A 22,610-nucleotide genomic window follows, 5' to 3' on the forward strand; every position below is an offset into this window, starting at 1 on the left:
GTTTACCGTCTATTCTGAATAAAATGACACGCTTCGTGAGCTGAAACACAAAATGGGAACATTCCCATTTTCAATGTTTTCTATCAGGTTCATCATTGGGGTTGTTGGTTGGGAACATTCCCATCAATGTGAAAACAATAACAATACCCTGTGTACCTTACGACTTAGACGGATATTGGCATGAGTAAAATAGATAAGCAGCAGATAGAGCAGCTGGTCGCCAGAATAGGCGGCGAGGAAAACATCGTCAGTGTCAGCCACTGCCTGACCCGGTTGCGTTTTGTATTGAAAGACCCGAAAGCGGCGAGCGTGCCTGATCTGGAAGCCATTGCTATGGTGAAAGGTTGCTTTACCAACGCCGGGCAATTTCAGGTGGTGATCGGCACCGAAGTTGACCAGGTGTACAAGCAGCTCAACGCAATGTTAGGTGACAAAGCGGTCAGCAAAGACGAGGCAAAAGTCGCCGCCCGCCAGAATATGAGCTTGCTGGAGCGCGGTATTTCGCACCTGGCCGAAATTTTTGTTCCCCTGTTACCCGCTATCATCACCGGCGGTCTGATCCTCGGCTTCAGAAATGTCATCGGCGATATTGCGATGTTTGATGGCCAGACCCTCACCCAGATCAGCCCGTTCTGGGCGCAGGTGCATGCCTTTTTATGGCTGATTGGCGAAGCGATTTTCTTCTTCCTGCCTGTGGGTGTGTGCTGGTCAACCGTAAAAAAACTGGGCGGCACACCTATTTTGGGCATAGTACTGGGGATCACCCTGGTGTCGCCGCAGTTGATGAATGCCTATCTGATCGGCAAGCAAGTGCCGGAAGTGTGGGATTTCGGCTGGTTTGTGATTGAGAAAGTGGGCTATCAGGCACAGGTGATCCCTGCCATGCTGGCCGGTATTGCGTTAGCCTTTATTGAAACCAATCTCAGACGCATTATCCCGGATTATTTGTACCTGGTTATCGTTCCTTTCATTTCGCTGGTCACGGCGGTTGTCCTGGCCCATGCCCTGATAGGTCCGTTCGGACGCATGCTGGGCGATGGTGTGGCGTATGTCGCGAAAGCGGCGATGACAGGGGATTTTGCGATTCTCGGGGCGGTGTTATTTGGTTTCCTGTACGCCCCGCTGGTGATTACCGGTATTCACCACACCACCAACGCCGTGGATTTGCAGCTGATGCAGGACATGGGCGGAACGCCAATCTGGCCCCTGATTGCGCTGTCTAATATTGCTCAGGCGTCTGCCGTGGTCGGCATCATCATCATCAGCAAGAAAGAAAATGAGCGTGAGATTTCCGTACCCGCCGCGATTTCAGCTTATCTGGGGGTGACAGAGCCGGCCATGTACGGGATTAACCTCAAATACAAATTTCCTATGCTGAGTGCCATGACAGGTTCAGCGCTGGCTGCGGCGATTTGTGGTGCCGCCGGTGTGATGGCCAACGGCATTGGTGTCGGTGGTCTGCCGGGTATTTTGTCTATTCAGCCTCAGTACTGGCTGATCTATCTGCTGGCAATGCTGGTGGCGATTCTGGTGCCGCTGGTGCTGACAATTGTGATGTACAAGCGTGCCGCCGCAAAAGGCAAACTCGAGCAGCAACCACAAGCCGCGTAATGGCAATCACCTTCAACGGCAGCGTTGCGGCTGCCGTTTTTTCTGTACAGGTTAAGTAACATGACGAAGACAGCTCAGCCCTGGTGGCGAACAGCGACGGTTTATCAAATCTATCCCAAAAGTTTTGCCGACAGCGGCAACAAAGGCACGGGCGATCTTAAAGGCATTACGCAACGCCTGGATTATCTTCAGACCCTGGGGGTGGATGCAATCTGGCTGACTCCTGTCTATGCCTCACCCATGATTGATAACGGTTACGATATTTCCGACTACTACAGTATCAATCCGGATTTCGGCACCATGGAAGATTTCGACCGTCTGCTCGATGCCGCCCGCCAGCGGGGAATCCGCATCATTATGGACATAGTGGTCAATCATACCTCGACTGAGCATGCCTGGTTTCAGCAGGCACTGGCGGATAAGCACAGCCCGTACCGCGATTACTATATCTGGCACGATGCCGTGGATGGCGGCGAACCGAATAACTGGCAGTCGAAATTTGGCGGCAATGCCTGGCAGTGGCATGAACCGACTCAGCAGTATTACCTGCACCTGTTTGCCAAAGAGCAGGCCGACCTGAACTGGGAAAACCCGCAAGTGCGCGAGGAAGTGAAACAGGTTATCCGTTTCTGGGCCGAAAAAGGGGTGGACGGTTTCCGCCTGGATGTCATCAATCTGATCTCCAAACAGCAGGACTTTCCGAACGACCCCACTGGCGACGGCCGGCGTTTTTATACCGACGGGCCGAAAGTGCATCAGTATCTTCAGGAAATCAGCGCCGATGTGTTTCAGCAGTACGGCGCTGTCACTGTCGGAGAAATGTCCTCGACTACCCTGGCGCATTGCCAGCAGTATTCAGCCAAGGACGGCAAAGAGCTGTCTATGGTGTTTAACTTTCACCACCTGAAAGTCGACTATCCGAATGGCGAAAAGTGGCAACTGGCGCCGATGGATTTTTTGGCACTGAAACAGCTGTTCAGCCACTGGCAGCAGGGTTTGCATGACAAAGGCTGGGGCGCCTTGTTCTGGTGTAACCATGATCAGCCAAGGGTGGTGAGCCGGTTCGGCGATGACGGGGTATACCGTGAACTGTCAGCCAAAATGCTCGCCACGTCACTGCATATGATGCAGGGCACCCCTTATGTGTATCAGGGCGAGGAGCTGGGCATGACCAATCCCGGGTTTTCGGATATCGCCCAGTATCGTGATGTGGAAAGCATCAATATGTACCGGATTCTGACTCAGGAGCAGGGGATCAGCGAGCGAGATGCGCTGGCGATTCTGGCCGAGCGCTCACGGGACAATTCCCGCACCCCGATGCAGTGGGATAGCCGTCCTCATGCCGGTTTTACCCAAGGGACACCCTGGATTGACGTTGCCGCGAACTTCCCGGCTATCAATGCGGAGCAGGCGGTGGCCGATCCGGATTCCGTGTTCCACTATTACCGGCAGCTGATTGCATTGCGTAAGAAAATCGGCGTGATAGCAGACGGCGATTACACGGATTTATTACCGGACGATCAGGCTCTGCATGTGTATCGCAGGCAGTGCGATGGCCAGGTACTGATCTGCCTCAATAACTACAGTGCCGACAGAGTAGCGTTTGATTTGAGCTGTTTGTCTGATTTGTCTGTCAGCCGGGGGGAGACCTTGCTGGCGAACTATAACGATGAGCAAGCCGGTGAGATCAGCCTGACCGGAAGGCTGCGGCCTTTTGAAAGCCGGATCTGGTTATTTACCTGAATCCGGCAGTCACCATAAAGCAATGGCCTCACTGGGAACAGGAGGCCATTTTTCATTGTATTGCTACACCAGCGCCTCAGGCGGTGGTGCTTGTTACACCTGCGGCAACTGAGAAATCAGCAGCCAGATGGCCAGCACGATGAAGATGCAACCCATGAACTTATTCTGGTTAGCCCGGAAGGTCGGGTTATTCAGTAATGGCCGCCCAAGGGTGCCCGCCAGCACGACCAGCAGCAGATTAAACGTCAGCCCCATGATGTTCAGCAGCAAACCCAGCGCCAGCATCTGCTCACCTGAGCTGGCTTCAATCTGGCCGGAGACAAATTGAGGCAGAAACAGCACAAAGAAAATCAAGGCTTTCGGGTTAAGCAGATTGCTGACGACAGCGCGGCGATACAGCGCCCGGGCCAGCCCATGTTGCCTGCCAACGGTGGGAGAGTCAGCCGGCGTGCTGCGCAGGCAGTCCCAGCCCATCTTTAACAGGTACGCACCGCCCAGAAAACGCAGTGCCTCCAGTGCCAGGGGATTCATGGCGATGAGCGCAGAGACCCCCATCGCAGCCAGTACGGTCAGTACCAGTCCGGATGTGGCATTGCCCAGGCTGGCAAACAGGCCGACGCGTTTGCCATAACTCAGGCTGGAGCTGGCGATAAGCAGCATATCCGGACCGGGTACCAGCAACAGGGCAACCACCGCGGTGAGGTATAAGGGCAGTGTAGTGAAATCAATCATTGTCTGTGAATGTGAATCAGGAAAGTAAGAAGGGCGGGATTCTATACCATCTCAGGCCTAAATGAAGAAAATTTACGCCTGAGATGGTGTGATTGACTGATTTTTTATCAGTGGAATGCCAGATTATCTGGTTTTCTGTGCTGGCACAGTGTCGCTGGTCTGCTGCGTTCTGGCGGCCAGTTTATTGGCCAGTGAATACAACTCCGGCATCATGCGCTGGATCAGAAACAACTGCTGCAGGATCAGGCGTACTGACTGATCATCCCCTTCCCGCCAGGTTGCCAGTGCCTGCTCAAGGCTGCTGTCCGATTCCGGCGGCGGCGCACATTGTTTGTCGGCCAGTTGCTGGGCCAGCGTATCGAGCTGAATATGGATCTGGCTGTGAGCCTGTGCAATTAACTTGTGCGTTTTGTGCTCATCGATCTGTGTGCGGTGCGCACCTAAGGTCGAGATGTAGTTCAGCATCGCATGATTGAGCGTAAGAAAACGAAAGCACTCTTCGATAGCCAGCCGGTAACGGCCCGGCTCTGCCAGCATATTGCTGATGGCGGTACTGAGCTGAGCGTCGGTATTGTGGGCTTCGCGGCGGGCAATGCGGTAGCTCAGGCTGTCCTTTTTGCCGATCCGGTATTGCCCGATGATCTGTGCCAGATAATCGCGGTTGGTGGTGACCGCAGCCGCCATGATTTTATGTAAGCGGCGCGATTGCCAGTCCGGCAGAATAAAGACCACAGCCAGTACGGCCAGCAGACAGCCCAGCAAGGTATCACCCAAACGGGGCAGCACTACTGCAAAACCGGCCCCTAGCTGATTAAAACAAAACAGCACCAGCAGCGTGATAAACCCTGTCGCCAGGGTGTATTTGTGGTTACGGAGCACGAAAAAGGCCACCCCCGCCAGTACCATTAAGACCAGCTGGCCTTCCTGACCGGGAAACAGATACAGCAGCGGCAGACCGACGAGCAGGCCACCGAGCGTGCCGATGATCCTCTGCGTCAGTTTCTGGCGTGTGGCGCTGAAATTGGGCTGGCAGACAAACAGTGTGGTAAGCAGAATCCAGTATCCGTGCTGTAAGTCCAGTACATGAATCACGCCATAGCCAATAGTCAAAGCCGTGGCGATACGTACCGCATGGCGGAACAGCTGGCTGTCGGTGTGCAGCTGGCTTTTCACCCGTTGCCATAAACCGGAGAAGGTATGGGCTTCTGAATCGGCCAGTTCAGTATCTTCCTGCGCTTCAGCCACGTCGGGATTATTCAGGTTGGCGAGCTGACGTTCAATGGTCGCGAGGTTGTTGAACAGATAGTCGAGCTGAGTCAGGAAAGCACGCCACTCGGGATTCTTCTGTGATTTAAGAAAGCTGAGGGATTCTTTCAGCTCGTCCAGCGCCAGACTGTTATCCAGGCTGTGCCGGTAATAATTGCCCATTGCCAGGCTGCTACTGATATTGCGGCATGCCGTTGCCTGCTGCTGCATCAGATCCTGAAAACGGAACAAAATGTCACTGCGACGAAATGCCGCTGCCAGGTCCTGATAGCGCTGGTGAGAGGAGCTGATACGCTCATGAATATCCTGCGCATGGAAATACAGGCTGAGAAAGCGATGGCCTCGCTGGTTGTGCTGCACCCGTTTAACCCGGTTCAGCAGTGTCTGCTTGGCCTGATTGAGTGCCGACACCACTCTGGCATTGCTGGCTGCAGCCTGAATACGCAGTTGCTGTGGGTCAAGGTTGTCGACCGGGCGGAACCAGCGGCTTTTATCATCCAGATAATCGGCCAGGGCAGTAAAGACACTGGCCAGACTGTGTTGCACTGCCTGATTCGGCCAAAGCATCTGCCACAATAGCGACAGCAAGCCATAGCCAATGGCACCGCTCAGCAGCAAGGCGGGCTGAAACCATAAATTCTGGCTGCTCTCGGCACCCAGCATGGTATAGATAGCCAGCAGCAGGGAGGCAAAGGCGATGCTGGCATACCGGGTACCCATAGCGCCCAGCATCATGAAGCCAAAGCTGGATGAGAACAGCCCGATGGCAAAAAGCGCCGGGTAATCGAACAGTAGCTCAACCGATAGCGAGGCTATCAGGAAACACAGCAAGGTCATTGCCAGTGCTTTCAGCCTGCCTGTCAGGTTGTCATCGGTTTCCGCCAGTGCTGCTGCAATGATCCCCAGCACCAGTGGGGTGACAGCCGTGGTGGCATTCAGATACCAGCAGGGTACGACAGCGCCTATCAAAGCTAATGCGACGCGGGCACTGAGGTGAAGGCGGTCTTTTGCCCAGTAACGTCGGAAAGTGGTCTGCAGAGAAAATTTTGTCATCGGGTATCCGGTCGGTGCTGATCATAAACAGGGTTGTTCATTGAAGCAGCGGGCATTTTTGTCTCAAATTTTACGTAAATAAAGCGCTTACCGCTATGGTCTGTGCGCAGTTCTTGATAATCTTCTCGCTGAGTGAATCAAGGTGTCAGGTAACACAATGCGATTAACGGCCAATTGGCTCGCACAATGGTTAGTGCAGGGCGATTATTGCAGTATCGAGCTGGATGAAGAACAGGTTGTTCTGGAAAGCCTGCAAAACAGTGAAGTCCTGTCATTTGATGACTGGGACGGTTCAGTGACGCTGCACCGCGGGGTATTGTGGGGCGCGATGGAACTGACCTCGGCAGATCAGACGGCAAGCTGGACTGTGCATGGCTTGCCCTGGCAGGAGTGTCAGGCTTTCGCTGGCCATCTGGTCGATACTTACCGCCAGTGGGCCAAAGGGCGGGTCGAAAAGCTCGATGCGCACCTGCCACAGATGCTGACCCGCATCGACGCTTTTATCACCCAGCCTGGCTATAAACGCCGCTCGGATCACCTGAACCTGCAATCTTCCCTGCATAACGCCTTATCAGAGACCGGCCTGACAGATGAGCTGGCCGCTTCTTTCCGTCCCATGGCCTTTGAGCAGATATCCCCCTGGCTCGATGACAACGCGCAATGGGTGACAGACACCAATGCCGCCTGGATGCAGGAAGAAACCGAGAAATGGTCGTCCTGGTTCGACCGGATTGAATCGTCACCGCTCAATGATTCTCAGCGGCAGGCGGTGCTGCTGAATCAGGATCATAACCTGATACTGGCCGGGGCCGGCTCAGGCAAAACCAGTGTGCTGGTGGCCCGGGCCGGTTATCTGCTGGCGAGCCAGCAAGCCCAGCCGGACGATATTCTGATGTTAGCCTTTGGCCGTAAAGCGGCGGAAGAAATGAGCGAGCGCCTGAAAGACAAAGTCGGCCGGGAGATCCGGGTTGCGACCTTCCACAGCCTGGGCTGTCAGATTATTCAGGCCGTTGAAGGTGAATTACCGGGCGTATCGCCGTTAGTCCAGGATGAGCATGCCCGCAATGAGTGGTTATCAGCCCTGCTCAAAGATCAGTGGCAAAACGACACCGCGGCCAAGCGCTGGCAGAAGCACCTGACCCAGTGGCGTATACCGGGTTTTCGTGGCGACAATTCCATCGAAGAACAAGCCCGCAGCGAACCCTTGCTGAACTGGGTGTGGCGTCATATTGAACTGATGGGCCAGCAGGGCGGCAACAAAGCCGTATTGTCAGCCCTGGTCGACAGTGCCATGGGCAGTGGTGATAAAGCTCAGATGAAAAGCGAGCTGGCCCTGCTGTGGCCGTGTTACAAGGTATACAGCCAGCACCTGAAAGCCAATCGCCAGATTGATTTTAATACCATGATCCAGACGGCCACTGACTATGTCAGACAAGGCAAATTTGTTCCGCAGTGGCGTTTTGTCATGGTCGATGAATATCAGGATATTTCGCCACACCGGCTGGCGCTGATCGATGCCATTTGCCAGACACCGGGGACGGATAACTTAACACCCAGCCTGTATGCCGTTGGTGATGACTGGCAGGCGATATACCGCTTTGCAGGCGCCGATGTCAATCTGACCACAGGGTTTGAGCAGCGTTTTGGCGCCAGCCATGTGATGGAACTCGACACTACTTACCGCTTTAACAACATGATTGGTGAAGTGGCCAATATGTTCATTCAGCAAAATCCGCAGCAACTGAAAAAATCGCTGGTCAGTGTGAAAAAACAGAAGCGAAAAGCGGTGACCTTGCTGGCGCAGGATCTGCTGGAACAGGAGCTGGTACAGCTTGCCTCTAAAGTGAAAAAAGAAGCCAGCGTGCTGCTGCTGGGACGTAATCATGATCAGCGACCCGAAAAGCTGGCCGACTGGCAGAACCAGTGGCCTCAGCTTAATCTGCAGTTCATGACCTGCCATGCCAGCAAGGGCCGCGAAGCCGATTTTGTGTTTGTGCTCAATGTGAACCGCGGCGTGTTCCCGGCTCAGGATCGGGACAGGGGGCTGCTGGCCTGTCTGCAGTCAGGCGGTAACGAAGGCATTGCCGATGCGGAAGAGCGCCGTCTGTTTTATGTCGCGATGACAAGGGCGAAAGAGCATGTCTGGATCTGCGCCAACCCGGAAACCCTCTCACCGTTTGTGAATGAACTGATTGAAGACAGGTATCAGGTCAATAATAAGATCAAAAAAATGAAGCGCTGATAGCGGCTCTTCACTCGTATTTTAATCCAGTACCACCACCAGTTTACCGCTGTGCTGCTGCCTGTGCAGCAGCGCCAGCCCTTCCTTCAATTGCTCAAAAGCGAACAGCTTATCTATCATGGGATCCAGTTTTCCTTCGGCGATCAGGTTGCTCATGCTGTTCCCCATATCAGACAGATGGTGGATATCCTCGGGCGCACCATGCGCATAGGTGCCATGTAGCGCCACTTCGTGCATGCTGAGTGCTTTTGTTGTCGCCAGTAAGGGAACCTGATTGAATTGATCAGCCACCATCACTATCTGGCCGTTGAAGCGGATTAGCGCACTCATGATGCTGCCTGAACGGGCAGAAACACAGTCAATGACGGCATGCAGCAGCTTATCTTCGGTTAATTCAATGATTTTCATGGCGACATTGTCATGATCCGAATCAATCACAGCATCGACGCCATAACTGAGTAATCGGGCGTGATGTCTTTGAGCGGCAATGGCATACACAGTGGCCCCGGCCAGTTTGGCTAACTGGGCCGCAAAACCGCCCACACCCCCGCCAGCGCCTGTGATAGCGACTCGCTGTCCCGGCTTGAGCCTGAGTTTATCGTACACAGCCAGCCAGGCACTGTAACCGGCAGAAGGTAAAGCCGCCGCCTGTTCAACACTGACTCTTTCAGGCAGCCGGCTGACGGCGCCCGTTTTGCAGCAGACATACTCAGCAAAGCCTCCGCAATGACGCGGGTCGAGAAAGGTAAACACTCTGTCCCCCGGCTTAAACTGCCGCACTTTCACCCCGACAGATTCAACGGTGCCTGCTATGTCCATACCCACAATTTGCGGATAATGCCAGGTGGCGTATCCCCAGTCGGCCAGCTTGTAATCAATCGGGTTAAGGCCCATCGCGGCCACTTTGATACAGATTTCTTCCGCACCGGGTTTGGGACGCGTGGTACGTGTCAGCTGCAGGCTGTCCAGTCCGTTGGGTTCAGTCAGAGTCCATGCTTTCATAAGCCACCATGAGGGTAACAGGTTGTTTTTGGTATTGATTTAAAGCATATACCTAAATTCCGGGCTTTGCTGGCGGGAAAAGCGGGAAGTGGGTGGGGAGTCTAACGAAAGAGCCCCGGCAATGCGGGACTCCTGATGCTGAAGAACAACGTCTTGAGTGCTGAGTATCGCACCCTGTTGTCAGCACTCAGATCCAAAGGCTTTTAAGCCAGGCGCTCGGCCAGGTAAGCTTCATAGTCCGGAATTTCTATCGACACCGCTTCTTCCATCATGGTGGACGCTATCATGAAATTGGCACTGGCACGGTTGGTGGCAACCGGGATATTCCAGACCGCGGCAATGCGAAGCAGGGCTTTCACATCCGGATCATGGGGCACGGCATTGAGCGGATCCCAGAAGAAAATCATCATGTCGATTTTGCCTTCGCAAATCAGCGCACCCAACTGCTGATCGCCTCCCATAGGGCCGCTCAGTAAACAATTGATCGGCAGGCCGGTTTGTTTGGAAAGCAGATGCCCGGTAGTGCCTGTGGCATACAGGGTATGATTTTCCAGCTTACTTTTGTGCTCATTGACCCAGCGCTGTAAGTGGCTTTTACAGTTATCGTGAGCCACGAGGGCAATGTGTTTCTGGGCTTGCATCTGTCGGGTAGTGGCGTGCATGTGTTACTCCGTTAAGTCGGCATAATCTCCGTATAACCAGATACTAAGCTTGCTGTTATTAGCTTGTCCAGTGAATATCCCATGTAAGAATAATACGCAGAAAAACTTACTCGTTATGGTGAGTGATCAGCTGATCGAATCGCTCGTGACCATGCAGCGTTTCAAAATCATTTTCTTCTTTCGCCAGTTCACGCAGGAAAGCACTGCCCTGAATGGCCCGCTCAAGATCAGACACGGCCTGATCTTCCGCCCCCAGACAAGCGTACGCACAGGCGCGCTGGTAAAGGGCATTGGCATTGGTGTTATCCACTTCCAGCACCCGGTTACAGATACTCAGTGCCCAATGGAATTCACGGATTTCCATCGCCGCATCCGCTTTGTGAGTCAGCGCTTCCAGATCGCCCGGCCGCAGTTTGAGGATCTCATCGTACACTTCCATTTGCTGCTCGGCGGTTTGCGAGCTTTGTGCCCGAAGCCAGAGATTATGCACTTCATTGATAATCTCGATCTCTTTGTTGTTCTGCGCGATGATCCGGGTTTTACGTTTCAGATCCCGCTCCAGCATCTGGAATTTCTTCTCGTACTGATCCGTGATTTCCTTTAATTGCTGTTCGGCCATTTTCTTGGTATTGACCTTGATCTCTTTCAGCGATTGCCAGCCCACCAGCGCGATGAGCGAGGCTGCACCGGCGATCAGATAGAAAAAATAGGTGACTGTCACATTGGCATAATTGAGCGACTTGTCGGCCACGGCCAGTTCGCGGTCGGTAAATGAGAGGGTTAAGCGACGCTCCAGATCCTGCTGATCCTGACGGAGCGATTTCATTTCATCAAGAATATACCTTTCCATTAAAGGCTTATCTAACACTGGCTGCTCCGAGTAGGGCGGCGCTTCTTCTGTGTCCTGCGCCAAGGCTGGCATGGCGAAAAGCAGACAGAATACAGCGGCATACAGCAGTTTCAGCATAATGTTTTCCTTGTTAACGGGAACGTACGTGAAAGTTGTAACAAGCATAACCGATTGAGTTCGTTATCTCTATGTAACGGGCGAAAACCTTGGGGTCGATGCCATTGACGGCCTATTCAGCATGTTCAGCGGCCAGGTTTGATTGAAAGCAGGAATGATGCGCCGGCAAGGGAAGCAAAGTGGTATACTCACAGCATTCTCAGTAATAACAGGTCGAGCACCGTGAGTCAGGATCAGGAAATAGAAGAAATAGAAGTTGAAGCACTCGGGATAGAAGTTTCTGTTCAGCCCATTGAGTTATATAAAGTGCTGAAAATTGCCAATGCCGTCGGAGGCGGTGGCGAGGCCAAAATGGCGATCTCTGAAGGTTATGTCGCCGTGAATGGCGAAATTGAACTGCGTAAACGCTGTAAGATTTATGATGGCGACGTCATAGAGTTTAACGGTGAGTTTTATGTTGTGCTCTGTGATCAGCCAGTGACAGAAGCGGTCAGTGAGCCTGTTGCCAAACCTGCAGCCGCGAAACCGAAAAAAGAACAGCAGACGAGCCATCGCTCGGCTAAACCGGGCAAAAAGCCGTCCGCTAAAAATCAGTCGGCGAACAAAGCCGCTAAGAAGAAGGCCAATACTGGCAAGTCTGCAACGATTGGCAAAGATGCCGATCAACAGACAGGCCGCAAACGTCTGATGTTCTGAATAATGCCGACTGCAGTGATTGTTATCTCTTGCAGAGCAAACCTGAGAGTTGCTGTCAGCCGCGCGCCGGTCCGGCGCTTTCAAGCCACGTCATAATAAACGCCGCCACACTGGCAGGCTGGTTTAAATCCAGCACAGGGATCGGGTGAGTGTCGCCCGGTTCGCTGGTGGCTATCGCCACTATATCGGTGTCTTTGCGATACAGCAGAGGTTTGCCGTAATCCGGCCGGTGAATCTCAATTTTGGTGATCGGCTGGTCGCGAAACCCTTCTACCAGCACTATGTCCAGCCGGCTGTGATCCAGTTGCTCCAGGCAATCTTCCAGCGCCGGCTCACGATCTTCATCGTCCGGGTATTCAAAAAACAGAATGTGCCGATGCGGCGTTGCCAGCAACAGCTGATCGCTGCCGGCATGGCGCAGACGATAACTGTCTTTTCCCGGGGTATCCGGATCAACATCATGATGACTGTGTTTCAGCAGACCAACACGCAATCCGTGTTGTTTTAAATACGGGATAACCTGCTCAATTAATGTGGTTTTTCCCGAGCCGCTGAAACCGGCGAAACCGATAACGGGTGTCATAGTAAGTCTTTGGCCTGTTAATGGAAGATTGGCACTAAAATAACATGATAGTCAGTATCGACACAGTACCTTGCCCGGGACCCTGGTGTTTTGCTGTGTCAGATCAAACCGGAGACTGAGATGGCAGATTTATTGGTATGGCAGGGTGACATAACCACCTTGAATGTGGATGCGATAGTCAACGCCGCGAACAACAGCTTATTGGGCGGTGGCGGTGTGGATGGTGCCATTCACAAAGCGGCGGGCCCGCAGTTGCTGGAAGAGTGTCGGCGCTTGCACGGCTGCCCGACGGGGGAAGCAAAAATCACCCCCGGATACCAGTTACCGGCCCGCTGGGTGATTCACACTGTGGGGCCGGTATGGCAGGACGGTGCGCATAACGAGGCCGAATTACTGGCCAGTTGTTACCGGCACTGCCTGGCGCTGGCGGATGAAGTGGGCGCCAGAACGATGGCTTTTCCCTGCATCAGTACCGGGATATACGGTTTCCCGATACAGCAGGCGGCCGGTATTGCCGTGCAGACAGTCCGTCAGTCTCTGGAAGGACAAAGCACGCCGGACAAAGTGTACTTTGTCTGTTTCAGCCAGGAAGATGCCGACATTTACCACAGCTTGCTGCGGTCTGACTAAGTGTATCAATCCTGCGTCAAGCAGATGAAATAGCGGGTAAAGTCTTATCCCGGGTCTACAGTTAATGAGAAGGTAGCCAGTGTCGCTGTGCTCTCAGGGTATGAGAGCTGTCTGCGGCTATGCTGTGCGTACTGAGAGATGTCCGGCTCAGCTTACCGGCAGTCTGGATTTGCCGGTAAGGAAGGAACCAGAAGGGCTGAGCCGTGGACGACATAAGCATCAGGGAGAGTGCAATGTGGGCAACATTAGATTTTGAAGCGTCAGGTTTATCGGATCAATCCTACCCCATAGAAGTGGGTTATGTCCTTCCTGACGGCAGTGGCCAAAGTATTCTGATCAATCCGCTGACCGCCGGCGATGTCTGGCAGTTTTGGGACAGCTACGCCGAGCAACGTATTCACAGAATTCCCCGTTCTGAATTGGAACAGCATGGTATGCAGGTGCTGGAAGTCTGCCAGCATTTGAACAGCGTACTGGGGCAGCTGGATTATGTGTTTTGTGACAGCCAGTGGGACTTGTTCTGGCTGGGACGGCTTTATCATGCTGCCCATATGCGGCCCTCCTTCACACTGACAGAAATCGGCCACTGGCTGCAGCAGGAGAACGGCATAGAAAGAGCCCGGTTTCAGCGTGCGCTGGAAGAGCTCGGCCCGGCAAGGCACAGAGCCATGCATGACGCCAGACAGATTTATCAGGCCATCAGCAGCCTGGTGAACATTCCGGGCTGATGCCAGGCGCTGGAGCAACTGAACAACACAGCGTACAATCAATACAGGCTATTGAATTTCAGTCTGTTGGGAGTGCGTTGTGCCAACACCTACCTTAAGAGTGGCGGTATTTAATATCGCCTTGTCCGATCCTGTCCCCGGCAGGATACGGCAGAAGCTGTCGGAGCCGGGCCACGCCAGAATTGCCCGGCTGGCAGCCATGATTCAGCACGTGCAGCCCGATGTCCTGTTGCTGTGCGAGTTTGATCACCCCGGCGAGGGAGGCGATGACGGCGGCCTGACTGACTTTTGCCGCTATTACCTGGCCGAGCCGCAATATGGTCAGGTTGCCATTGATTACCCTTACCGTTATTGCCCCCCCACGAATACCGGCTTGCTGTGCGAGGCAGATCTGGACGGAGACGGCGAGCGAACTCTGCCGCAGGATGGCCAGGGCTATGGCTTCCACCATGGTCATTTCAGCTTCGTGGTGCTGTCGCGTTATCCGCTGATTGAAGAGGATATCCGCAGCTGGCAAACCCTGCTGTGGCAGCAGATGCCGGACAACCATATGCCGGAAGGCTATTACAGCCCGGAAGCAATGGCACAGCTCAGGCTCTCTTCAAAAAATCATCTTTTACTGCCGGTACAGGTCGGTCATCAGCGATTTCAGCTGCTTTGCGCCCACCCGACGCCGCCTGTGTTTGACGGACCTGAACGCCGTAATGCCCGCCGTAACCATGATGAGCTGCGCCTTTTGACGGATATCATCAATGACGAAGCGTATCTGATGGATGATCAGGGCAACCCGGGCGGTCTGGCCAAAGACGCGCCTTTTGTGTTGCTGGGGGATCTCAACGCCGATTTGCATGACGGCGAAGGCATGGTGCTGGCACTGCGGCACCTGCTGTATCACCCTCGGGTTCACCGGGTTGTCAGTGAAGGCAAACTGACCCCGAAAAGCCTTGGCGGGCGGTTTTTCCGGCCCTGGAAATTGCGCCGGGGCAGAAGTTCGGAGTGGACACACCTGAGTGGCCTGCGACTGGATTATGTTCTGCCCTCTGCCGATTTCGATGTGCTGAACAGCGGCGTGTTCTGGCCGGATAAAAAAGATCCGCTGCGCAGACTGGTTACTGGCGAAGACGGCAAAGAGCGGGCCGATATCAGCTCTGATCACCGGCTGGTATGGGTCGATGTACGTCTGCCTGCGGTGAAGGGCGAGTACAGCTGATGCACAATCTCGACTTATTCGGTGAAGCGAGCGGGCAGGGTGAGTGGATTGCTATTGATGACGGTTTGCTGTTCTGGGCGCCGGCTTTCTTTACCGTTTCCGATTCAGACCGCTATTTCAGCGAACTGCGCCAGTCGCTCGACTGGCAGCAGGAAGCCATCACACTGTATGGACGCCGGGTGATGCAGCCGCGTTTGCAGGCATGGTGCGGTGAGGCATCCTATACCTACTCAGGGCTGACCATGCAGCCGGACCCGTGGACGCCAGCCTTACAGCAGATCAAGGCCGCCTGCGAGCAAGTGGCCAATACGCGTTTTAATTCGGTGCTGGCCAACCTGTACCGTAACGGGCAGGACAGTATGGGCTGGCATCAGGATAACGAGCCCGAACTCGGCCCCGCGCCTGTGATTGCATCGGTGACATTGGGCGATACCCGGCGCTTTTTGCTGAAACATCGCCGCACCGGGCAGAAAATTGATTTTCAGCTCAGCCACGGCTCTTTGCTCATCATGGCGGGACAGACCCAGTCGCACTGGGCGCACAGCGTGCCAAAGACCACTAAGCCTCATAGTGAACGGATTAACCTGACTTATCGGTGGATTAATACGTAACTGCTCAGCACCGCAGAGTTAAAAATGCTGATATTCCACTGACTTAAATGACAACAGGCTGACGTGAACAGCGACGCCTTTGCTATGATTGTGTTGTTAAATCGTTGCGGGGTTGCTATGAATATTCGTCGTTTTGTTGTTTATCTTCTGATTACGCTTCTTTCACTGCCTGGCTGGGCGGCGATGCAAATTTCGCCCAGACCTGCAAAACCGCCTGTACAGCAACAGGTATTGCCATCCTATGCCGATGATGCGGCGTTGATACGGCAGACCTTTGAAAGCCAGCTGTTTACATTACCGGCTTTTAAAATGGGCCATTATGGCCTGAGGATGTATCGCCAGACACTGGATCCCAAATACCAGTCGGCCGTGTGGTCAGATTTGGCACGCGTGGCAAGCCGGCTCAATGCCGTGACGACAGAAATTCACACACCGGCACAGATAAAAGCCTATTCGGATGCCCGTGAAGCCAGATATCAGCGCAAAGATGATGCCCGCAGTGATTTACGTTATCTGGCCACCCGCGATTACCCTGAGTATTACTTTTTGGGCGTCGATCTGCTGGGTTCTATGGCCCGCGCCAATGAATACGGTCTCAAACACAGAGACGATCACAAATTACGCGACATCATCCGCCGCTATGACTTTGCCCGTTATGCCACCGACCCTGACATGATCCGCGCCTGGGCAGCACAGCTTGCCAATCAGGTTTACTGGCTGCGTCAGCTCGGCGAGCAGGACGTGGTTGAGCCTTTTATTGCTGCTTTCCGGGCGACCTATCCGGACAGCCAGGATAAACAGCTCAGCGAGCAGCAGTACATAAATAAGATATACGGCATGACCCATATTATCTTTGCGGCATCCTCGTATTATCAGTATCAGCTCAAGGAAAGCGATTTTCAGTGGATTTATGATCACTTTCGCCGCCATATCGACGATATTCTGTTGCATACCAAGGAAGATGTGGTGGCCGAAGTGGGTATCAGCTTTCTGTTAGCCGGCCTGCAGGATGATCCCGTGGTCGAAAAAACGCGCCAGTTCATCCAGACATCGATCGACCGGCAAACGGGTATGGTGCCGTCGGTAAAAGGTGAAAGCGAGCTGTATGACGGTGAGCACCGCAACACGCTGGCGATCATGCTACTGGACTGGCGTGGCGTACATGCCGCTCCGACAGTCACCAACCAACCGGCCATGTTTGAGAGCTTGCCTTATGGTTTGGTGCCTAAGTATTAGACTCTTTTCACAGTGAAACCCGCGAGCTTGCCTGTAGCGGCAGAGAAATGATATTTAAGTGAAAGGCAATTCGATGCATAAAAGGACAAGCATTTGAAATATATCTGGCTATCTGTTTTTACGGCGGTGCTTATCTGGTCTGGCATTGAGCCGAAAGATACCTTTACCTGGTTTCTCGAAGTGCTGCCTGCGCTGATTGGCCTTGTGCTGATTGCGCTCACGTACAACACCTTCAGGCTCACCCCGTTACTGTATGGGCTGATTTTACTGCATTGTATTGTGTTAATGGTGGGGGGGCATTACACCTATGCAGAAGTGCCTTTCTTCGACAATCTGTTCGGGGCCGAAAGAAATAACTACGACAAAGTCGGTCATTTTTTTCAGGGATTTGTCCCGGCGATTCTGGCAAGGGAAATACTGATCAGAAAGCAGATAGTCAATGGCCGGTTTTGGGTGAGTGTGGTTGCTGTGTCTATGTGTTTAGCCTTCAGCGCCTTTTATGAACTGATTGAATGGTGGGTAGCACTGGCGACAGGTGAAAACGCAGAGGCGTTTCTGGGTACACAGGGTTATGTCTGGGATACCCAGTCTGATATGGCATTCGCATTAGTCGGAGCGCTGTGCGCGACGTTCATGCTGTCCCGCTGGCATGACAGCCAGCTGGTTTCTCTGCATTAAATGAATGAACCACAACAAAGGAATGAATCATGGTGACTTGTTTTTTACGTTACGTTATTGACCCTTATAAAGTCAGCGAATTTGAAGAATATGCCCGAATGTGGAAATAAATTTGGCGGCAATGCCAGTGATATTGAATGAACCGGGACAGATCTGAACAATGCCAGCCGACACCGGCTGGCATTGATAGTAAGGGGAAGTCAGGTATCAGAACCCGACATTCATACCCACCCAGTAACGGCGACCATCTTCCACATAGCCATATTCGTCATAAGTGACTTCTTCATCCAGCAGGTTATAAATGGCGGCATTAAGTGCCACATTATCTGTCAGCTGATAGCTTACCCCCATGTCTAGGAAGGTATAAGACGGGGCTTCCAGGCTGCTTGAGGATGGCCCTGTTGTCGGTTCCATCTCTTCGCCGTGATAGGTGACCTGCCCCCAGGTTTCTAAGTCAGCCGTGGCTTGCCAGGAAAGATCGGTACTGAATAAATGCTTTGGCAACTGAACCAGTGGCTGACCCTTATAGTCGCCCGATTTCTGCTCAGAATCGTTAAAGGTGTAGCTGGCGTTCCAGAATACACTGTCTCCCAGTGGTGTGCTGAGGCTGAATTCGACACCTTGTGTCGTCGCTTCATCAATGTTGATGCGTTTTGTTGCCACGCTGCCACTGCTGTTGACCGGGCCACAACTGGTGCATTCGATACGAGAAATCTTATCTTTAAAGTCGTTATTAAAGAGCGTGACGCTCGAAGTGAGCCCGTCATCATTCTGGTAGTTCAGGCTGATTTCGGTATTGACTGACTTTTCAGGCTGCAGATCCGGGTTACCATAGATATCGCCGCCGCGGCTGCCTTGTGCCCAATCTGCAGAGGTTTCACGCAATGTCGGCGCGCGATAACCGGTCGATACACCGCCTTTAAACACCCAATTTGATGCGATGCTCCAGACACCGTAAGCACGGGGGCTGACATGAGTACCGTAGTTTTCATCGTCATCGACACGCGCCCCTAGCGTTAAGCTGAATGAGTCGACAATGGCCCATTCATCTTCAACAAAGACCGCCAGACGGTTACTGTCCAGCTCCGTTAAGTCGGAAGCACTGTTGGATGTATAATCTTCAAGTTTTTCATATTGATATTCAAAACCCGATGTCAAAATATGGGAAGAGACTGGAGTGACCAGGCTGGTCTTGAAGACAGTGTTTTTGCTTTCCATCTCCCGGGTTTTGTTTTCCGAGTTTTCATATTGCAAATAAGTGTTGGATTGCCCGACGGCGCCCCAGTCACCCTGGTGAGTGATGGCGTAATGGGTACGGGTATATTCTTCTAAAGTATCAACACATTCTCCGCGGCAGCCTTGTGTTGCGACTGACTTACCGACCGTTCCGGCGCGGGATTGCTCGCTGATCCCTGCTTCTAATGAAATATCGTGTTGATCATTCAGCTGATATGTGAGCTTGGAGCTGAAGCTGTTGAGATCTTTATCTTGATAGCCATTGGTGATCGTGTCTTCATCGCGGACTGTGGTCTGGCCGTTAAACTGTGCGGTGAGATTTTCCGTTAATGGGCCGGTAAGGAAGAAGTTGGCACTGCGCTCATCGCCAGAGTCGCGATTTTCCTGAATGGTGGTACCCAATTGAAGATTGCCGAGCCAGTGCTGGTTGTCTTTGCGGGTGATGATGTTAACAACACCGCCAATGGCATCGGAACCGTATAGTGTCGACATCGGGCCGCGGATAACCTCAATGCGCTCAATCGCTTCTAAAGGCGGCAGCCAGCCTTGTTCTATTCCCGGCCCGTCACTGTTTGGCCGGGTTTGGCGAGACGACTGACGTTTACCATCAACCAGAATCAAAGTGTACGCAGAACCCATACCGCGGATACTGATGTCTTTATTGTCGCCACCCCCTGTGATGGTGACACCGGGAACCGTTTTCAGTGCATCGGTGACATCACGATAATATTTATGCTCAAGCTCATCACGAGTGATCACACTGATGCTGGCGGGCGCGGTGATTTCAGCCTGCTCATAACCGGATGCAGTCACTACCATGGTTTCGGTCACAGGGGATTGCTGAGCGGCCTGTACACTGGCTGCCAATAGTACTGAGCCCGTCAAAGTGGAAAGGGGTAAACGATAGCTAGACATTATTTTTTCCATAAATGATAATGATTCTTAAATTTATTTGCGGATTATTCCTATATTCGCAGCTATTGACTAGATCGATGAGTGGAACGGGCCGTTCCGAAAATGGGATGAGGATGAAAACAGAACTGCAGGGTATCCGGGCATTTGCTGCATTGAGTCGTTTTCATAGTGTGACTGCCGCAGCAAAGGCATTGAATCAGCCGAAATCAACCATCAGCCGCCGGCTGGCTCAGTTAGAAACTGAAATGGGGCAAAGGCTTTTTATCAAGCAAGGTTCCCGTCTGATGCTGACACGTGCCGGAGAGGTATTTTCGGAATACTGTCAGCGTTTACTGACCATGGCGGAAGAGTCACAAAATGCGCTGCAATCGCTCAAGCAGAGTGTGGCAGGCGAAGTCACGTTACTGGCGCCCCAAAGCCTGGTGCGAGGCTGGTTAAGGCATGAGCTGCATCATTTTCTGGATGCCCATCCTCAAGTCAATATCCGCTTATTTACCGAGGGCCGTGATGAATATTTCCAGCACGAGCCGGACCTAGTGCTAGCGATTGGGGAACAGGAACTGCCGGGAACATGGCGTAAGAAAACGCTCGGCTACTGGCAGTTTGGCTTGTATGCATCACCCCGGTATATCCAGAAAAACGGCGTGATTACACACCCTGAACAGCTCAATTCTCATCAGTGGCTGCCGTTTGACAGCGATAAAAGCGATACCGTTTACCTTTCTAACGGGCAAGAGGACTGTGTGGTGATGCCGCCCATCAGCCGGTTAACCAGCGATAACCTGGTGCTGCAGCTTGATTCCATCTCATCGGGTTATGGCGTCGGGTTATTACCGACCTGGATTGCCAATAATTACCTCAAAGCGCACCCGGGTAATTTAATGCCCTGTTTACCCGAGTGGTATGCCGCTGCCCGCCCTGTGGTGTGTTATTTTGCCGCTGGCGTGCTGCCGCTCAGAGTGCAAACCCTGATCAAAGCGCTGAATGAGCATGCCCCGAGAGAATGGCTGGAACCCATTAACCTGACTGCTCAAACCTCTGGTAGCTTGTCTGAAGCGGGTTGATGCCGAGTAGAAGAGTGGATATCAGTGCTTACGAGAAGTATAAACACATACGTTTGCCGTCGATTTCGATAACGTTAAAAGGGGTTTCGTATATCTCAGACAGCACATCAGCATCAATCACTTGTTCAACCCGGCCCTTGGCGACAATTTCACCTTTTTTCAGCGCAATGATGGTGTCGGAGTAGCAGGACGCAAAGTTGATATCATGAATGACGATGACCACCGCTTTATGTAATTCATGGGCTAAACGACGAATGGTGTGCATGATTTGCAAAGAGTGCTTGATATCTAAGTTATTGAGCGGCTCATCTAAAAAGACATAATCGGTATCTTGTGCGATCACCATGGCAATAAAAGCGAGCTGACGTTGCCCGCCACTGAGCTCGTCGAGGTAGTTATCCTGGATGTTACCGAGATCTAAATACGCAATGGCTTTATCGATCACATCTTTATCTTCTGTGGTTAAGTTGCCCTGGCAATAAGGAAACCGGCCGAAGGCGATCAGCTCGCGCACGGTAAACCGCAGGCTAACGCTGTTAGCCTGGCGCAACACAGATAAACGTTTGGCCAAGGCCTTGGTATCCCACGCCACCAGCTCCCGGCCATCAATCCAGACTTCGCCCTCATCACGCTTTAACAAACGTCCGGCCATAGAAAGCAGTGTACTTTTCCCGGCACCATTGGGGCCAATAATTGCCGTGACTTTCCCTTTTGCAAATTCCGCACTGGCATTGTTCACCACAGGGTGATCGCCAAAGCGTTTGGTTAATTGTTTTAATTCAATCATCAGGGTTACACCACTTTACTTCGTAACAGTAAGAATAAGAAATAGATGCCGCCGACAAAGTTAATCACTACGCTCAGTGTGGTTTCAAAGCCAAATGCTTTTTCGATAACCCATTGACCGGTTAGCAAAGTCGCGACAGACATCAAGCCGCAGACGGTTAATAAATATTTGTGTTGATAGGTTTTCAGCCATTCCCGGGTCAGGTTGGTGATCAAAAGGCCAAAGAACATAATCGGACCGATTAACGCGGTTGCAATGGCAATTAACACAGAGGACAGCAATAAAACGGTACGCGTTGTTCGCTGAATATCCACACCCAGGCTGGTGGCGTTATCCTGGTCGAGTAAGTACACATCAAGCGTTCGATGAATGTTAAATAACCAGGCTGACACCAGAATCAGAACAGGTAATGTCCAATACACTAATTCCACATGAATATTATTGAAACTTGCAAACATACTGGCTTGTACATTGGCAAACTCATCCGGATCCATCAGCATGGTGAGAAAAGACGAACCGCTTTGGAAAAGCTGACCAAAAATAACACCTAATAACAGCAGTGAAATAATATTGCTGGCGGAATACCGGAAATAGAGTAAGAACAAGATGAAAGAAAATGCCATCATCAAGATCACGGAGATCGAAAAGTTGATCACAGCATGGGTCATCATCACACTCAGCCCGCCAAACAGGCTGACGACCAGCACCTGAATAAGCAAATACAGCGAGTCAAAGCCCATGATGCCCGGGGTTAGTATCCGGTTATTGGTAATGGTCTGAAAGCAAAAAGACGCAATACCAATGGCGAAGCCAGCAATGATCATTGCCAGTACCTTGGGAATTCGGCGCGATAAGAAGTATTGGTAGTTGTCAGCCGTTAGGCCATAACCAATGAACAGCCCGGCCATGACTATGCTTAAAATCAGCAGGATAAACATTTTATGCTGATCCGTTATTT

At 52.4% G+C, this 22,610-nt stretch carries 20 protein-coding genes; 11 read left to right on the top strand and 9 right to left on the bottom strand.

Annotated features, from left to right (window positions below; translation table 11 throughout):
• Positions 1-180 precede the first annotated feature (180 nt).
• On the top strand, positions 181-1,611 hold the full coding sequence (gene treB / locus P0Y67_RS15205) for a PTS trehalose transporter subunit IIBC (RefSeq protein ID WP_342392547.1): 1,431 nt from the start codon (positions 181-183) through the stop codon (positions 1,609-1,611).
• A 60-nt stretch (positions 1,612-1,671) separates the two neighbouring features.
• Complete coding sequence (gene treC / locus P0Y67_RS15210) at positions 1,672-3,354, top strand: alpha,alpha-phosphotrehalase (protein WP_342392548.1); 1,683 nt, start codon at positions 1,672-1,674, stop codon at positions 3,352-3,354.
• 93 nt (positions 3,355-3,447) lie between these two features.
• Here treC and P0Y67_RS15215 read toward each other — a convergent pair whose 3' ends face one another.
• Together P0Y67_RS15215 and yccS are read right to left on the bottom strand one after the other, a co-directional pair.
• A complete protein-coding gene (locus P0Y67_RS15215) occupies positions 3,448-4,086 on the bottom strand; it encodes a LysE family translocator (RefSeq protein WP_027252616.1) in 639 nt (212 codons plus the stop codon).
• A gap of 123 nt (positions 4,087-4,209) precedes the next feature.
• On the bottom strand, positions 4,210-6,405 hold the full coding sequence (gene yccS, locus P0Y67_RS15220) for a YccS family putative transporter (protein ID WP_342392550.1): 2,196 nt from the start codon (positions 6,403-6,405) through the stop codon (positions 4,210-4,212).
• Between the two features lie 157 nt (positions 6,406-6,562).
• On the opposite strand from yccS, the gene helD reads away from it, so the two are divergent.
• Complete coding sequence (gene helD / locus P0Y67_RS15225) at positions 6,563-8,647, top strand: DNA helicase IV (RefSeq protein WP_342392551.1); 2,085 nt, start codon at positions 6,563-6,565, stop codon at positions 8,645-8,647.
• Positions 8,648-8,668: 21 nt separating this feature from the next.
• Here the strand turns inward: helD and P0Y67_RS15230 are convergent, their stop codons facing one another.
• From P0Y67_RS15230 to P0Y67_RS15240, 3 genes are all read right to left on the bottom strand, one after another.
• On the bottom strand, positions 8,669-9,649 hold the full coding sequence (locus tag P0Y67_RS15230; protein ID WP_027252613.1) for an alcohol dehydrogenase catalytic domain-containing protein: 981 nt from the start codon (positions 9,647-9,649) through the stop codon (positions 8,669-8,671).
• Between the two features lie 203 nt (positions 9,650-9,852).
• A complete protein-coding gene (locus P0Y67_RS15235; RefSeq protein ID WP_027252612.1) occupies positions 9,853-10,311 on the bottom strand; it encodes a methylglyoxal synthase in 459 nt (152 codons plus the stop codon).
• 106 nt (positions 10,312-10,417) lie between these two features.
• On the bottom strand, positions 10,418-11,233 hold the full coding sequence (locus tag P0Y67_RS15240; RefSeq protein ID WP_446728844.1) for a TPR end-of-group domain-containing protein: 816 nt from the start codon (positions 11,231-11,233) through the stop codon (positions 10,418-10,420).
• A 267-nt stretch (positions 11,234-11,500) separates the two neighbouring features.
• Between P0Y67_RS15240 and P0Y67_RS15245 the strand changes: the two genes are divergently transcribed.
• Positions 11,501-11,974 (top strand): RNA-binding S4 domain-containing protein, encoded by a 474-nt coding sequence (locus tag P0Y67_RS15245; RefSeq protein WP_027252610.1) that lies wholly within the window; start codon positions 11,501-11,503, stop codon positions 11,972-11,974.
• A 55-nt stretch (positions 11,975-12,029) separates the two neighbouring features.
• Here the strand turns inward: P0Y67_RS15245 and mobB are convergent, their stop codons facing one another.
• Positions 12,030-12,557: a molybdopterin-guanine dinucleotide biosynthesis protein B gene (gene mobB / locus P0Y67_RS15250; protein WP_342392553.1), complete on the bottom strand. Its 528-nt coding sequence runs from the start codon at positions 12,555-12,557 to the stop codon at positions 12,030-12,032.
• A 120-nt stretch (positions 12,558-12,677) separates the two neighbouring features.
• Between mobB and P0Y67_RS15255 the strand changes: the two genes are divergently transcribed.
• From P0Y67_RS15255 to P0Y67_RS15280, 6 genes are all read left to right on the top strand, one after another.
• On the top strand, positions 12,678-13,187 hold the full coding sequence (locus P0Y67_RS15255) for an O-acetyl-ADP-ribose deacetylase (RefSeq protein ID WP_342392554.1): 510 nt from the start codon (positions 12,678-12,680) through the stop codon (positions 13,185-13,187).
• Positions 13,188-13,420: 233 nt separating this feature from the next.
• A complete protein-coding gene (locus P0Y67_RS15260) occupies positions 13,421-13,915 on the top strand; it encodes a hypothetical protein (protein WP_192014871.1) in 495 nt (164 codons plus the stop codon).
• A 79-nt stretch (positions 13,916-13,994) separates the two neighbouring features.
• Positions 13,995-15,125, top strand: a complete 1,131-nt coding sequence (locus P0Y67_RS15265) for an endonuclease/exonuclease/phosphatase family protein (protein ID WP_342392555.1) — start codon at positions 13,995-13,997, stop codon at positions 15,123-15,125.
• A complete protein-coding gene (locus tag P0Y67_RS15270; protein WP_342392556.1) occupies positions 15,125-15,736 on the top strand; it encodes an alpha-ketoglutarate-dependent dioxygenase AlkB family protein in 612 nt (203 codons plus the stop codon). Before P0Y67_RS15265 ends, P0Y67_RS15270 begins: the two co-directional genes overlap by 1 nt.
• Before the next feature lie 117 nt (positions 15,737-15,853).
• On the top strand, positions 15,854-16,972 hold the full coding sequence (locus P0Y67_RS15275; RefSeq protein ID WP_446728843.1) for a DUF3541 domain-containing protein: 1,119 nt from the start codon (positions 15,854-15,856) through the stop codon (positions 16,970-16,972).
• A 93-nt stretch (positions 16,973-17,065) separates the two neighbouring features.
• Positions 17,066-17,650: a DUF2238 domain-containing protein gene (locus P0Y67_RS15280; protein ID WP_342392557.1), complete on the top strand. Its 585-nt coding sequence runs from the start codon at positions 17,066-17,068 to the stop codon at positions 17,648-17,650.
• Positions 17,651-17,857: 207 nt separating this feature from the next.
• On the opposite strand, the gene P0Y67_RS15285 is transcribed toward P0Y67_RS15280, so the two are convergent.
• Positions 17,858-19,801: a ligand-gated channel protein gene (locus tag P0Y67_RS15285; protein WP_342392558.1), complete on the bottom strand. Its 1,944-nt coding sequence runs from the start codon at positions 19,799-19,801 to the stop codon at positions 17,858-17,860.
• Positions 19,802-19,914: 113 nt separating this feature from the next.
• Between P0Y67_RS15285 and P0Y67_RS15290 the strand changes: the two genes are divergently transcribed.
• Positions 19,915-20,865, top strand: coding sequence for a LysR family transcriptional regulator (locus P0Y67_RS15290; protein ID WP_342392559.1), 951 nt, complete (start codon positions 19,915-19,917; stop codon positions 20,863-20,865).
• 28 nt (positions 20,866-20,893) lie between these two features.
• Here the strand turns inward: P0Y67_RS15290 and vctC are convergent, their stop codons facing one another.
• Together vctC and P0Y67_RS15300 are read right to left on the bottom strand one after the other, a co-directional pair.
• Positions 20,894-21,652, bottom strand: coding sequence for an iron chelate ABC transporter ATP-binding protein VctC (vctC, locus tag P0Y67_RS15295; protein ID WP_342392560.1), 759 nt, complete (start codon positions 21,650-21,652; stop codon positions 20,894-20,896).
• A 5-nt stretch (positions 21,653-21,657) separates the two neighbouring features.
• The gene (locus tag P0Y67_RS15300; protein WP_342392572.1) at positions 21,658-22,608 is read right to left on the bottom strand and encodes an iron chelate uptake ABC transporter family permease subunit; all 951 of its coding nucleotides are present in this window, start codon (positions 22,606-22,608) and stop codon (positions 21,658-21,660) included.
• Between the last annotated feature and the right edge of the window lie 2 nt (positions 22,609-22,610).

The organism is Photobacterium sp. SP02, assembly GCF_038519165.1.
In the GTDB taxonomy this organism is placed as follows: Bacteria; Pseudomonadota; Gammaproteobacteria; order Enterobacterales; family Vibrionaceae; genus Photobacterium; species Photobacterium halotolerans.